Source organism: Noviherbaspirillum sp. (genome assembly GCF_035254685.1).
Classification (GTDB): Bacteria; Pseudomonadota; Gammaproteobacteria; order Burkholderiales; family Burkholderiaceae_D; genus Noviherbaspirillum.
Genome location: NZ_DATFAI010000003.1, coordinates 1 through 12,697 on the forward strand (window position 1 = coordinate 1; position 12,697 = coordinate 12,697).

The window sequence follows — 12,697 nt, forward strand, 5'->3', positions numbered from 1 at the left end:
TCGCTTCCCGCTTTCGCCTGCATTGCTGCGGGCACCCCGAAGGGGCGGAGACTTTGCGGTCGCCTTCTTTTGCTTACTTTTCTTGGCGAGACAAGAAAAGTGAGCGGCTGCCGGGCCGCCCCCGGCAAGCATCCACGGAGACACAACCGTATTGAATCACCGAAGAGAAAGCGTTAACCAACAACAGCAGACCGAAGACCCTCACTCCACCCGCGCTTCCTCGCAACACCATCGACACCCGCCCGCATCGTCAAAATGCGAACGCGCGTGCCGCATCGCCTCCCCACTGCTGGTGAACGCACCCAGGTAGATCCTGCTGCCGGCATCCGGAAGGTGAATGCATCGCGGAACATGCACCTCATGGCGCCCATCGGGCCTTGCTTCCTTGTTGACGTAGTAATGCTGCACTGCGCACCTCCTACCGTGTTGACAAGAGCTTTCAAGCGCATGCTAATGAAGCACGCGCCGTATTTCCTTAACCCAGGATAAGTATTGCGGAAGCAGCCCGGGCTTTGCCGACCGGATGATTATACGCAGCGCAAGCCGGCATGGCAGCACTGTTGTGGGCGCTGCCGGCGCGTGGCAAGATGAGGAGCGAGCATGTCCATTCTCTCGATCATTCCAAGTGAAAAAGACCAGCCTTGAGGATCTCCACCGGGAACATCGGCCGGACGCCATCGAAGCGCGCCTGCGTCGTAGCGCAGCGTCGGAGAATGTGTCGGACGCGGTGCTCGGCGCGATCGACGGTTGCGTCACCACCTTCGCCGTGGTCTCCGGTGCGATCGGCGCGGAGTTCCCGGTTGCCGTCGCGCTGATACTGGGTTTCGCCAACTTGGTGTCCGATGGCTTCAGCATGGCTGTCAGCAATTACGAATCGATCCGGGCGCAGCGTGAATTCGTCGACGACGTGCGGCGCATGGAGCAGGAGCACATCGCCCGCATCCCGGAAGGCGAGCGCGAGGAGATTCGGCAGATTTTCCGCGCCAAGGGTTTCGAGGGCGCGCAGCTGGAGCAGATCGTCGACACGATCTGCAGCGATGAGCGCTTGTGGGTCGATACCATGCTCGTGGAAGAGCACGGTTTGCAGAAGGACGGCGGCAGCCCGTGGAAGGCCGCGCTCACGACCTTTTTCGCCTTCCTCTCGGCCGGCGCCGTGCCGCTGCTGCCGCTGTTCTTCAATGCGCTCCCTGTGCAACAGCGCTTCATCCTCAGCACAGTGATGGCGGCCGTGGTGTTCTTCCTGATCGGCATGCTCAAGAGCCTGGTCTTTACGCGGCCTCTGCTGCGATCGGGGCTGAGCACGCTGCTGACCGGCGGAACGGCAGCGGCCCTGTCCTGGCTGACCGGCTACCTGCTGCGCACGCTGATCGGGGTTGCTAGTCCCTGAACCACACCAGCTGGTGCGTGGTCGCCAGCAGCGTGCCGTCGCGTGACCAGAGCTGTGCTTCCTGGTCATAGAATCCGCCATTGAAGGCATTGGCCTTTGCTTTCCCGAACGCCTCCGCACCCTCATGTCGCGCCAGCGTGTCAGCATCAACGTGGAAGTTGATGCTGAGCGTCACGGTCGCAATCGGCCGCGGCGCGCCCTTGCGCACGAACACGCGCGGCACGAAGACGTCGCAGTAGGCGGCGATGGCGGGGAAGTCGAGCGTGCGCCGCGGCACATCGTTGATCCAGCATTGCGTCACGCTGCTTTCGCCGCCGGCCAGCGGATCGCAGTCCACGTAGCGCAGGTCATAGCGCTGCAGAAAGGGCACCGCAGTCGGCGGCACGTAGGAGGCAAGGCCTTCCGGCCCGGCGACATCGGGCAGCTTCGATTCGGTGTCCGACCAGGTCTCGCGGCGCACCGCGAACACCGCGGTGCCTGTGATCACCGGTTCGGCATCGTCGCCCTGCCGGATCTCCAACATCCAATGCTGCGTCGAGCGGCCGGTGCGCACCGCGTGCACCTTTGCGCTGAACGCGCCTTTCCTGATCGGGCCGGCGAAATTGACCGTCATCGCCAGCGGATCGCCCAGCCGCTTGGGATGCGTGAGGATCGCCTGCAGCAGCGTGGCGACCGTCGTGCCGCCGAAAGGCGAGATCGCGTTCCAGTAATGCTCGGAAGTGTGTCCGGAGAACAGGTCGCCATCGCCGCGCGTGAGCGCGATGGCGTCGTCGAAGGGATGTGTCTGTGCAGTCATGATTAAAGGCATGCGGGAAAGCGCATTAAAAAAGAACACTCGTTCGATTTCAATGATATACAAAACGCTGCATGTCCGCTCGCCCCCCGCATCCACGCGACAGGGCGTTCTTGTGTCGGCACGGCATCGCACTGGCCCGATTGGCAAAAATCAAAGTCGTGCAATTCAATCAACGTAGTCTTGCTGAACGCAGTGCTGATGGATCCATGGTCCGATGCGGCGACGGATCTCGCCGCATCGGTATTGACGTTCAACTTGAAGCGAGGAGAACCACATGCAGCAGCGCATTCCGTTGACCCTTTTCAGTGGCATCACCTTGTCCATGCTGCTCGCGACCGGCAGCGTTCTGGCGGCGCCGGTGCTGGTGTCCGGCCCCAGCCCTTTCGCCGGCTGCACGCAGGGCGGCGCGGGCACGGTCTATACGAACAGCGAAATTGAGCCCTGGGTGGCGGTCAATCCGGCCAACCTGTCCAACGTCATCGGTGCCTGGCAGCAGGACCGCTGGGACAACGGCGGTGCGCGCGGCCTCGTTTCGGCGGCATCCTTTGATGGCGGCGTCACATGGATCAGGACCGCGATGCCCTTCAGCGCCTGCGCGGGCGGCCTCGGCTATGAACGTGCCTCCGATCCCTGGGTGTCGATCGGGCCGGACGGCACCGCCTATGCCGTCTCCATTTCGTTCAACAATACGAACAACAGCAATGCGGTTGGCGCGGCCGTGTCGAAGGACGGCGGCCTGACCTGGCAGAACACCACCGCCATCATCACCAACAACGAGCCCTCGACGCAATTCTTCAACGACAAGGAATCCGTTACCGCCCATCCGACGCAGGCGGGCGTGGCCTATGCGGTATGGGACAGGCTGGAATCGCCCAACAGCAACCCGTATGCCGACCTGCATGCCGCCGCATTCCGCGGCCCGACCTTCTTTTCGAAGACACTCGACGGCGGCCAGACCTGGAGCGCGCCGAAGGTGATCGTCAACACGCCGTCGCGGCAGCAGACGATCGGCAACCAGATCGTGGTCGATGCGCAGAGCGGCGCGCTATACAACTTCTTCAATCTCATCTCGCCGCCCTTCAACGTGACCGCCTACAAGGTCGCGTTCATCAAGTCCACCGATGACGGCGCAACCTGGACCAAGCCGAAGATCATCGCCGACCTGCGCAGCGTCGGCGTGACCGATCCGGAAACCGGAGGGCCGGTACGCACCGGCGACATCATTCCGGAGCCGGCGATCGACCGCGCCACCGGCCAGCTCTACGTGGCGTGGCAGGATTCGCGCTTCAACGGCGGCAACTATGACGAAGTTGCGATGTCGACATCGACCGACGGCGGCAACACCTGGAGCGCGCCGATCCGCGTCAACCCGTCGAGCGGGCGGCCTGCCTTCAATCCGTCGATCCGTGTCAACGCGGCTGGCGTGGTCGGCATCTCCTACTACGACTTCCGCAATCTCGCCGCCAGTAACACCGCGACCTTGCCGACCGACTACTGGTTCACCAGCTCCAGCAACGGCGGCGCAAGCTTCGGCAACGAGGTGCACCTGTCCGGCTCGTTCGACATGAAGACAGCGCCGGTCGCGCGCGGCTTCTTCCTCGGCGATTACAACGGCCTGGATACCATCGCGAACAGCTTCCTGCCGTTCTTCACACAGACCAACTCGGGCAACACCGCCAACCGCACGGATGTATTTGCAACAACCGTCTCGCCCTGACGCTACTGCGTCAAAAAGCTGCGTCATATGGTTCCCTCGCCCTTGCAGGGGGAGGGCCAGGGTGGGGGTAGAGTGGTTGAATCATCGTAGTCAAATGCTCAACCACTCTATCCCTTGCCGGGCGCCCCATCCCACCCTTCTCCTGCGGTGCGCTGCGCACCACTCGTACGCGTGCGCTCCCCGGCCGCAATCTCGGCCCGTTCGCTACGTCTTTTAACGGCCTGCCAACCCGCCGCATTTCTTCGCCGGAACATTGAACTCCGGCAAGTTTTTCCTGACTAACGTCCATTCCAAAACATGGCCGGCACCTACGAGAGCCGGCCAATCTGCATTCGGCTCAATCACCCGGGAGGACGGACCATGAAAGTCAGACATTTCTCTGCTGCGCTGCTGCTCGCCTTTGGCATCGGCCAGCATGTTTACGCGGAAGACGCGCCCGCTGCGGAAGCGCCCAAGACCGTTGCCGCGAGCGATGCGAAGGACGCGGCAACAACCAGCCACGACAAATCCTCCAGGCGGCATGCGAAGAAGCGCAGCCGCCACGCCGAGGAAGCGCCGGTCGTCGTCGCCGAAGCCAGCACCGACAGCGCACCCGCGAAAACAGACGCCGCGCCAGTGAAGACCGATGCCGCGCCGCCAGCCGCGGAGGAAAAGGCGCCGGCCGCTGCGGAAAGCGCGCCTCCTGCCAAAACAGAAACTGCACAAGCCCAGGCTGCAGCGACGCCTCCCGCGGAACCGGCCACGCCGGCCAAGGCGGAAACCGCAAGCCCCGTGCCTGCCGCAGCCCTGGCCGCCGTCACCGCCGGTGCAGCCACGCCCGTACCCGCACCGCAGGCAAGCCGGCTCGACAGCTTCTTCTTCGACGTGAAGATCACCGACGTGCTGCTGGCGATATTCGCCGGCCTGCTGGTCCTGCTCGGCTGGGAACAGGCACGCCGCATGCGCGAAGCCGTGGGTGCGGCAAAGGAAAGCGCCACCGTCGCGGAGAAGAGCGCGCGGGTGGCGGAGGATGCGCTGATCTCGGGCCAGCGCGCCTTCATGTTCATCCGCGAGATCAAGACCTACCTGCACCAGGACCCGCAGACCGGCAAGCATCTCTGGACCATCCATCCGGTCTGGGCCAACAGCGGCAACACGCCGACCAAGGGACTCTCGATCAATACCACCTACCGGCTGCTGGACGCGCCGCTGCCGCAGGATTTCGATTTCCCGCACGCGCGCGAAGACCTGATCCCCACCATCGCCGGTCCGAAGAGCATGGTCGAAGCCGTACCCGGCACGCTCAGCAGCGAAGACCTGGAAGCGGTCCAGCAGGGCAAGAAGTTTTTCTACATCTGGGGCTGGGCGGAGTACCACGACATCTTCGAAGGCACGAAGAAGCACATCACCCGCTTCTGCAACCAGCTCACGGAAGTGGAAGGCAACGCCAACATGCCCTACGACGAACACAATCCGGTGCAGATGCTGTTCGGCTTCCACACCGAAAACAATTTCGCTGACTGAGGGTTGTCCACGGAAGACACGGAAAGTACGGAAAGAAAATCTTAAGAATTCTTCCGGGTTATCCGTGGACAGGAATCGGGGCGGTATTCTGCAAATTGCCCGTAGTTATTTTTGTCCACGGAAAACACGAAAAACACGGAAAAAAAGCTATTGAGAATTTTCCGTGCCTTCCGTGTTTTCCGTGGACAAAAACAGAGGCGCCCGTCCGGAGACGCAACGGGCTCTCCGACAGCAGCAAGCACTCCCGGTGTCATGGCATACTCAGCACCTTTCCTGCTTACTTCAGATACATCATGCAATGCGCCATCGTTCCCGTCACACCGTATCAACAGAACTGCAGCATCCTGGTCTGTGAGCAGACCCGGCGCGCTGCGCTGGTCGATCCGGGCGGTGATGTGCCGCGCTTGCGTGCCGCGCTGGAAGAGCTTGGCGTCACGCTGGAGAAAGTCTTCCTGACGCACGCCCACCTTGACCACTGCGCTGCCGCCGATGTGGTGCGCAAGGAATTCGGCGTGCCGATCGAAGGTCCGCACATCGAGGACAAGTTCTGGCTCGACCAGCTTGGCGAGGCGACGCGGCGCATGGGATTCCCGCCGGCCGATCCGTTCGAGCCGGATCGCTGGCTCGCCGATGGCGATACCGTCACCTTCGGCGAACAGACGCTCGAAGTGATTCATTGCCCCGGTCATACGCCCGGACACGTGGTGTTCTTCCATCGCGGCGAGCGGCTGGCGCTGGTGGGCGACGTGCTGTTCCAGGGATCGATCGGCCGCACCGATTTCCCGCGCGGTGATTACGACACATTGATCCATTCCATCCGCGAAAAGCTCTGGCCGCTCGGCGACGACGTCACCTTCGTGCCCGGCCACGGCCCTGCCTCCACCTTCGGCGACGAACGAAAGAGCAATCCCTTCGTCGCCGACATGCGCTTCGGCTAAGCACTTCCCGCGAGGTAGGCGGACGCGGTGGCCGCAACCGCACTCACACCGTCAATGCCTGCTGACCCGGATGACCGTGCCGCGCAGATCGATGTTGCGGATCACTACGTCACCGAAGCTGGTGCCGTTCGCGCCACGAACACGAATATTGCGAATGCCGATCTCACCGATCGAGTCAGGCACACGGATCAGCGCGGTGCCGTTGCGGTCCATGACGACATTTGGATTGGCGGGATTGAAAATGACGTCGCGGAAATCGATGTCCGCATCGAAGGGCGAGGGCAGTGCGCTCAGCAGCCTGCCGGCATCGCCGAACATCTCCACGACGTTGCCATTGCCCGTGACGATCGATGTCCGGAACAGGTTATCCGGCCAGCCCCTGGCGGAAGCATGCCGCAATTCTTCTTCCGTCAGCGAACGCGTTGTTGCGCCGGCCTGCATCGTGACCGACGCCGCGACCAGGGCGAGGAAGATGCCGGCAAGGGCATGTTGGTGGAAAGGAAACCGCGCACAGTCTTGTTTTCGCCATCCCATAATGTCTCCACAATGAAGAATCATGCGCTCTCATGTCGCTTGGGCTCCCTGGATCGAGCGTGTCGGGCATTGCGTGTTTCTGGATTGCAGGTGCGGCGCGGCATCGAAGGCCGGGCGATGGGCGCCACGGTGCGGCAGCGTGTGCCGGTGCGGCAAGAACATGCAGGGGAAACCTCTCCCGCCTGCGTGGATTGGACAGGAATGCGGCGGGAAGAAATCCCGTCATCGAAAACATTGCGCCTGCGAGAGCGCAATGATCGAGCGGGTCGATGTCGAGCAGGGCAGTGCCGGGAACGACAGCGGTGTCATTCCCGGGATGACACCGGTGCCTTTGCGCTGCTTATGCGCTACTTATGGCTGCGCGGTATCGTCCTCGTCCTGGTCCGGCGCACGCATTTTCTGCATGTCTTCCCGGCTCACCCGATGCGGCCGATGCGGATCCTGGCGCGGTTCGTCTTCCGGCAGGATATGTTGATCCCCGGATTCCTTGCGCCGCTTCTCTTCAAGTCCGGTCGAGTGGGTACGGTTCCTGTTTGGCGATGTCAGGCTCATGGCAGGCTCCTCGAAAATGGCTTCATGATCGATGCGGGAGTGCATCGTCTCCCACGTGCAGACACATCGGGAGATTCGCTTAGAGGCACGATGCCGGGGCGAGTTCGACAAGACCGGGTGGCACCGAGCGGTTGACGAAAAGTCAATGTTGGCTAAAAAAGTTTACATAAAGAAACAAGGTGCTATACTCATTTCATCAACTGCAGGGCAAACCGGTCGAAAGGCCGGGACGCAAAGCTTCCGGCCTAAAAGAGACATCTCTCACGGCAGCGGGGCCGCCTTCTGAAGCGAAGTCAAGCTTCCGGCATTGGCATGCCTTGCATTTTCGTGGGAATCGCATGTCAAAGCTGATCACTCTCTTTCTGCTCCTTGTGCCTTTGGTGGCGTCGGCCGAATGCGGCTTCGCCAATGACGGCTCGACCATGACGATCGTGGTCGGCAAGAGCTCGAACAAGTGCTTTGAATCCGAAGCCTTCCGGACCGCCTTCAAGGAAGGTGTCGCCAGCGCGCTGGCCGCCGACGAGGCACGCACCGGCGATGGAAAGAATTCTTTCGACGATCGCAGCGCACGCGGCGCCAAGCTCTGGACCATCGCCGAGAGACGGTTCCAGGCAACCAGGCCCGCGGGCCGCTACTACGGCATGGTCCGCTAGTGCGAGCCTGTCTCTCGTTGCAACAATCTCAAGTCTGATCGCCCTTTCCGCCGATCCTGTCCAACAGCATCAGCGCGCCGACGCACACTGGCAGCAGCGGCAGCCATTGCCAGATCACATGCCGATCAAGCAGTCCATGGCGTTCCAGCAGAAAAATCGTGCCCAGCACGACCAGCACGATCGGGAAGAGGATGCCTTTGCGGCGTGGGGATTTGCGTGAAGTGTTTTCCATCTTGCTTTCCTTGTGATGTCAGCAGGGACAGGATAAGCAGACGCCGGCCGTGCCGCCAGCGTGGCGCGACCGGATGCCAAAAGCGGGGAGGGAAGCGCCGCTTTCGTGGCGCCAGGCGCATTAGAAGTGATTCGTCTACAGCAGCTGGATGGCCCAGCCATCCTTGATCCAGCAGAGATGGCGTGGCAGTGCTGTCTGTCATTCCGAACAAAAAACTACATAGAAATTACCCAGCCATTGAACCGGCAGGAGCAGACCTGCTTCTTGCGACTTTGTGGGTGTAAGTCCTGCAAATCCAATGCCGGGAGCATCGCAATCGGCTTATTTAATTTCTAATTAACTATTTGGCGATATTTTTGTTGGATTAAGTGGCGTTGCGTGAAGGCAATGACGTGAGGGCAATGCTTTCACGAGATTCTTTGTGCCGCGGCAAGCTGACAGGATGCCGGCCTGCTATAAAAAACCGGCGCCATCATCAAAATCTGCTTCGCAGGCTACGAAAATGAATCAATTCCGTCTGGCCGCCTGGCCCTGTATCGGCTTGTTCCTTGTTCTTGCGCTGAGCGGCTGCAGAAATTCGAATGGCTTCCGGCAAACGGCAGATGTGCGGCCGGTCGAAGGCACGCCGGTTCCGGCCGCCGCTACCAATACCCTGATGGGCGCAGCGGCGGCATGGGGAAGTCGCGGCGACGTGGTGCAGTCGCCGCCTTCTGCTCCCGTTGCCACTGGAGCGCTTGACAATGCCGGCCAGGCATCCGCGCCAGCCATTGCCCATTCCATGCCGGTGTATTCCCTGCCTTCGCTCCAGTCCGCCGAAGCCGTCCTGAATGGGACTGTTCGTCCCGGCGACAGGGTCGGGCCGCGCGCCGGTGACCTGGCTGCACGTGAACGATAGCGCCGGATTCGCGGCGAAAAAAAAGCCCGCAACTCAGTGCGGGCCAAGCCATATCAGAGGCAGATATGGGAGAGGGAGAGGATCTGCTCGTGCGCGATCAACTGCCGGAATGATCGCCGCGCTGACGAGAAGCGCGGGCGGCGCGGATTGCTTCTTCACGCACTGCATCACGCGTGCGCGTCGAGGCGAGGTTGGTGAAGTTCACGACTTCGTCGTTGTGGTTCAGTTCGCCTTGGGCGTAGGCCTGTTCCACTTCAGCCCGGACTTCGGCCCGCGAGCGGGTCGAGGTGACGGGTGCCGGCTCCACGTATTCGCCGGTGTTGATGCGCGGCTTCGGCTGCGCTTGCGCTTCGGTTAATTCAGTGAGTACTTGCTCTCGCGATTTGCCAGATGCTGCCTGGTTGAATTCGACCCACTCCCTGGCCTGGCCGACCTGGCCCTGGGCATAGGCCTGTTCCAGTTCTGCGCGCACTTCGGCACGTGTCCTGGGCGAACCGGTGAGATCGGACGCATAGGCGCTGGCGGTGGTGGCGATCAATGCAATGGCGATGCTGGATAACTTGGTGTTCATTTGAATTTCTCCGCACGACTGGCTAACGGGTTGATAAAGGGACGAAGGATGGCTTTCGATCCCGTGTCCTGCGCACTTGCATTGCAGCGCAGCATCGGAAAGCTCCGAGTGACTTGCAATTTGCAAGCAACGACTTCATCATAAACCAGTGACTTTTATTTTGCAAGTGAGTAGAATCGGAAACATGGAACAATGTACGAAACCCGCCGCGCCGCTGACCTGCCCGATCGTCCGATCTGCCTTGCTGATCGGCGACGAATGGATCCTGCTGGTGCTGCGCTCGCTGTTTCGCGGGGCGCAGCGATTCGACGACCTGCAGAAGCAGACGGGCGCCGCCACGAACATCCTGACCAAGCGGCTGAACCGCCTGATCGAAGAGAAGGTGGTCGAGAAGAAGCCCTACCAGGAGCGGCCGCTGCGCTACAAGTACGAACTCACCGAGATCGGGAAGGGCCTGTTCCCTGTGGTCCTGGAACTGATGCGCTTCGGGAATGAGTGGCTGCCCAGGGAAGGTTGCCCGCCGATGGTGTTGCTGCATACCGAATGCGGCAAGCTGACCAAGCCGGGGCAGACCTGTTCGGAATGCGGGCAAGCGCTGAAGCTGGGCAATGTCCGGCTGCTCGAGCCGGAGGTGGAAGAGGATGCCGCCGGCAAGCCGGGCACACACTGCTGCGGCGGCCCTGCCGACGAAAACTCCCCGCCGGCAGCACCGTAGTCAAGGCATTACAGTCGCGCAGCCAGTTCTGCGCCTTCGCGGATCGCCCGCTTCGCATCGAGCTCGGCCGCCAGGGCCGCGCCGCCGATCAGATGGAATCGCGGTCCGTCTTTGGCCTGCCCGGAGGCCATCAGATCCTTGAGCGAATCCTGGCCGGCGCAGATCACCACGTTATCCACTTCCAGCACGCGCGCCTCGCCATTCACCGTGATGTGCAGCCCCCGGTCGTCGATGCGATCGTACGTCGCGCCGCCGATCATCTTTACGCCCTTGCGTTGCAGGGTCGCGCGATGCACCCATCCGCTCGTCTTGCCCAGCGTCGCGCCCAGCCGCGAGGCCTTGCGCTGCAGGAGATAGATTTCACGCACCGGCTTCTCTACCACCGGCGCGCGCAGTCCGCCATTGGCGCTGCCCTCCAGGTCCACGCCCCATTCAGCCGTCCAGTGTTCCAGCGGCTCGGGCAGCGGCACATGCGGATCGTGCAGCAGGAACTCGCTGACGTCGAAGCCGATGCCGCCCGCGCCGACCACCGCGACGCGCCGCCCGACCGGCGCGTTGTCCCGCAACACGTCAAGATACGACAGCACCTTCGGATGCCCGACGCCTGCGATGGCAGGCGTGCGCGGCACGATGCCGGTAGCGACGATCACTTCATCGTATCCCTCGCGCAGCAATTCCTCGCGCGTGACCTTGTGGTTCAGCACCAGCTTGACGCCGGTGACCTCGATACGTTTCCCGAAATAGCGCACCGTCTCGGCGAACTCCTCCTTGCCTGGAATGCGCATGGCGTAATTGAATTGTCCGCCGATGCGATCGCTCGCGTCGAACAGCGTCACATCATGTCCACGCTCGGCCGCCACGGTTGCCGCTGACAGTCCCGCCGGTCCCGCGCCCACGACCGCGATGCGCCGCGACTGCACGGCTTTGTCGTACACCAGCTCCGTCTCATGCCCCGCCCGCGGATTGACGAGGCAGCTGGCGCGCTTGTTGGCAAAGGTGTGGTCGAGGCAAGCCTGGTTGCAGGCGATGCAGGTATTGATTTCGTCCGCGCGCCCGCTCGCGGCCTTGTTGACGAATTCCGGATCGGCCAGGAAGGGGCGGGCCATCGACACCATGTCGGCCTCGCCGTTGGCGAGGATGTCTTCCGCCACCTCAGGCGTGTTGATGCGGTTGGACGCGACCACCGGGATCGCGAGCTCCTTGCGCAGCCGCCCAGCCAGGCTGCGGAACGCCGCGCGCGGCACCGACGTGACGATGGTCGGCACGCGCGCTTCATGCCAGCCGATGCCGGTATTGATGATGTTGACGCCGGCTTCTTCCAGCGCCTTCGCCACCATGACCACCTCTTCCCAGCTGTTGCCGCCTTCGACGAGGTCGAGCAGCGAATGGCGATACATGATGATGAAATCCTCGCCGGCCGCTGCGCGCACCGCCTTCACGACTTCCACCGGCAGGCGCATGCGATTGTCGATCGTCCCGCCCCACCGATCCGTGCGCTGGTTGGTGCGCGCGCACAGGAACTGGTTGAGCAGGTAACCTTCGCTCCCCATGATCTCCACGCCATCGTAGCCGGCACGCTTCGCCAGCTTCGCGCAGCGCGCGTAGTCACGAATGGTGTGCGCAATGCCCTTCTCGTCGAGCTCGCGCGGCCTGAACTTCGAGATCGGCGATTTGATCGCCGAGGCCGACACCACGAAGGGCTGGTAACCGTAGCGGCCCGCATGCAGGATCTGCATCACGATCTTGCCGCCTTCTTCATGCACAGCGTCAGTCACGCAGCGATGGTTCATCACGTCGACGACATTGCTCATCGTTCCACCGAAGGGGAGCAGCCAGCCCTGGCGGTTGGGCGAAATGCCTCCGGTCACGATCAGGCCAACGCCGCCTTTCGCGCGTTCGCGAAAATACGCGGCCAGCTTCGGATAATGGTAGAAGCGGTCCTCCAGCCCGGTGTGCATCGATCCCATGATGACGCGGTTGCGCAGGGTGGTGAAACCGAGGTCGAGCGGCGCGAGCAGGTGCGGATAGCTTGTCATGGTTGTAGTTGTTCCTGATTGCCGGTTTGTCGGGAAAAGTACTGAAGAAAGGTCGGCCCAGTCTACAAGATGTCGATGTGCGTGTTGTAGTGGCAGCCCACTAATCGGCGCCGTGGCTAGGTCCCGGTTCGGAAATTCTTGATCGAGTTCATGGCTTCCGCTTGCCAT

Annotated in this window: 13 protein-coding genes and 1 riboswitch; of the genes, 7 read left to right on the forward strand and 6 right to left on the reverse strand. The window is 62.0% G+C overall.

The window, feature by feature from the left end:
* Nucleotides 1-625: 625 nt before the first annotated feature.
* Entirely contained in the window at nucleotides 626-1,387 is a 762-nt protein-coding gene (locus VJ698_RS00405) for a VIT1/CCC1 transporter family protein (protein ID WP_324100661.1), read from the forward strand.
* Here VJ698_RS00405 and VJ698_RS00410 read toward each other — a convergent pair.
* Nucleotides 1,377-2,183: a thioesterase family protein gene (locus tag VJ698_RS00410; RefSeq protein ID WP_324100662.1), complete on the reverse strand. Its 807-nt coding sequence runs from the start codon at nucleotides 2,181-2,183 to the stop codon at nucleotides 1,377-1,379. The genes VJ698_RS00405 and VJ698_RS00410 overlap by 11 nt on opposite strands.
* A gap of 322 nt (nucleotides 2,184-2,505) precedes the next feature.
* Between VJ698_RS00410 and VJ698_RS00415 the strand changes: the two genes are divergently transcribed.
* From VJ698_RS00415 to VJ698_RS00425, 3 genes are all read left to right on the forward strand, one after another.
* On the forward strand, nucleotides 2,506-3,900 hold the full coding sequence (locus VJ698_RS00415; protein WP_324100707.1) for a sialidase family protein: 1,395 nt from the start codon (nucleotides 2,506-2,508) through the stop codon (nucleotides 3,898-3,900).
* A 360-nt stretch (nucleotides 3,901-4,260) separates the two neighbouring features.
* Entirely contained in the window at nucleotides 4,261-5,403 is a 1,143-nt protein-coding gene (locus tag VJ698_RS00420) for a hypothetical protein (RefSeq protein WP_324100663.1), read from the forward strand.
* A gap of 293 nt (nucleotides 5,404-5,696) precedes the next feature.
* On the forward strand, nucleotides 5,697-6,341 hold the full coding sequence (locus VJ698_RS00425) for an MBL fold metallo-hydrolase (protein WP_324100664.1): 645 nt from the start codon (nucleotides 5,697-5,699) through the stop codon (nucleotides 6,339-6,341).
* Between the two features lie 51 nt (nucleotides 6,342-6,392).
* Here VJ698_RS00425 and VJ698_RS00430 read toward each other — a convergent pair whose 3' ends face one another.
* Both VJ698_RS00430 and VJ698_RS00435 read right to left on the reverse strand, forming a co-directional pair.
* Nucleotides 6,393-6,875: a hypothetical protein gene (locus tag VJ698_RS00430; RefSeq protein WP_324100665.1), complete on the reverse strand. Its 483-nt coding sequence runs from the start codon at nucleotides 6,873-6,875 to the stop codon at nucleotides 6,393-6,395.
* Between the two features lie 351 nt (nucleotides 6,876-7,226).
* Nucleotides 7,227-7,427: a hypothetical protein gene (locus VJ698_RS00435; protein WP_324100666.1), complete on the reverse strand. Its 201-nt coding sequence runs from the start codon at nucleotides 7,425-7,427 to the stop codon at nucleotides 7,227-7,229.
* Between the two features lie 196 nt (nucleotides 7,428-7,623).
* A riboswitch (cyclic di-GMP riboswitch) is annotated at nucleotides 7,624-7,710 on the forward strand.
* A 55-nt stretch (nucleotides 7,711-7,765) separates the two neighbouring features.
* Here VJ698_RS00435 and VJ698_RS00440 point away from each other — a divergent pair.
* Nucleotides 7,766-8,080 carry a hypothetical protein gene (locus VJ698_RS00440; protein ID WP_324100667.1) on the forward strand — a complete coding sequence of 105 codons (315 nt, stop codon included), beginning with the start codon at nucleotides 7,766-7,768 and terminating at the stop codon, nucleotides 8,078-8,080.
* Between the two features lie 28 nt (nucleotides 8,081-8,108).
* Here the strand turns inward: VJ698_RS00440 and VJ698_RS00445 are convergent, their stop codons facing one another.
* A complete protein-coding gene (locus VJ698_RS00445) occupies nucleotides 8,109-8,312 on the reverse strand; it encodes a LiaI-LiaF-like domain-containing protein (protein WP_324100668.1) in 204 nt (67 codons plus the stop codon).
* A 502-nt stretch (nucleotides 8,313-8,814) separates the two neighbouring features.
* On the opposite strand from VJ698_RS00445, the gene VJ698_RS00450 reads away from it, so the two are divergent.
* On the forward strand, nucleotides 8,815-9,207 hold the full coding sequence (locus VJ698_RS00450; protein ID WP_324100669.1) for a hypothetical protein: 393 nt from the start codon (nucleotides 8,815-8,817) through the stop codon (nucleotides 9,205-9,207).
* Nucleotides 9,208-9,304: 97 nt separating this feature from the next.
* On the opposite strand, the gene VJ698_RS00455 is transcribed toward VJ698_RS00450, so the two are convergent.
* Entirely contained in the window at nucleotides 9,305-9,778 is a 474-nt protein-coding gene (locus VJ698_RS00455; RefSeq protein WP_324100670.1) for a DUF4148 domain-containing protein, read from the reverse strand.
* Between the two features lie 184 nt (nucleotides 9,779-9,962).
* On the opposite strand from VJ698_RS00455, the gene VJ698_RS00460 reads away from it, so the two are divergent.
* A complete protein-coding gene (locus VJ698_RS00460) occupies nucleotides 9,963-10,493 on the forward strand; it encodes a helix-turn-helix domain-containing protein (protein ID WP_324100671.1) in 531 nt (176 codons plus the stop codon).
* Between the two features lie 8 nt (nucleotides 10,494-10,501).
* Here the strand turns inward: VJ698_RS00460 and VJ698_RS00465 are convergent, their stop codons facing one another.
* Nucleotides 10,502-12,529, reverse strand: coding sequence for an NADPH-dependent 2,4-dienoyl-CoA reductase (locus VJ698_RS00465; protein ID WP_324100672.1), 2,028 nt, complete (start codon nucleotides 12,527-12,529; stop codon nucleotides 10,502-10,504).
* Nucleotides 12,530-12,697: the final 168 nt, after the last annotated feature.

Excerpts from the sequence above, each read along its gene's own strand:
- VJ698_RS00410 (WP_324100662.1), bottom strand. The coding sequence starts at position 2,183 with ATGACTGCACAGACACATCCCTTCGACGACGCCATCGCGCTCACGCGC.
- VJ698_RS00415 (WP_324100707.1), top strand. The coding sequence starts at position 2,506 with ATGCTGCTCGCGACCGGCAGCGTTCTGGCGGCGCCGGTGCTGGTGTCC.
- VJ698_RS00420 (WP_324100663.1), top strand. The coding sequence starts at position 4,261 with ATGAAAGTCAGACATTTCTCTGCTGCGCTGCTGCTCGCCTTTGGCATC.
- VJ698_RS00425 (WP_324100664.1), top strand. The coding sequence starts at position 5,697 with ATGCAATGCGCCATCGTTCCCGTCACACCGTATCAACAGAACTGCAGC.
- VJ698_RS00430 (WP_324100665.1), bottom strand. The coding sequence starts at position 6,875 with ATGGGATGGCGAAAACAAGACTGTGCGCGGTTTCCTTTCCACCAACAT.
- VJ698_RS00435 (WP_324100666.1), bottom strand. The coding sequence starts at position 7,427 with ATGAGCCTGACATCGCCAAACAGGAACCGTACCCACTCGACCGGACTT.
- VJ698_RS00440 (WP_324100667.1), top strand. The coding sequence starts at position 7,766 with ATGTCAAAGCTGATCACTCTCTTTCTGCTCCTTGTGCCTTTGGTGGCG.
- VJ698_RS00445 (WP_324100668.1), bottom strand. The coding sequence starts at position 8,312 with ATGGAAAACACTTCACGCAAATCCCCACGCCGCAAAGGCATCCTCTTC.
- VJ698_RS00450 (WP_324100669.1), top strand. The coding sequence starts at position 8,815 with ATGAATCAATTCCGTCTGGCCGCCTGGCCCTGTATCGGCTTGTTCCTT.
- VJ698_RS00455 (WP_324100670.1), bottom strand. The coding sequence starts at position 9,778 with ATGAACACCAAGTTATCCAGCATCGCCATTGCATTGATCGCCACCACC.
- VJ698_RS00460 (WP_324100671.1), top strand. The coding sequence starts at position 9,963 with ATGGAACAATGTACGAAACCCGCCGCGCCGCTGACCTGCCCGATCGTC.
- VJ698_RS00465 (WP_324100672.1), bottom strand. The coding sequence starts at position 12,529 with ATGACAAGCTATCCGCACCTGCTCGCGCCGCTCGACCTCGGTTTCACC.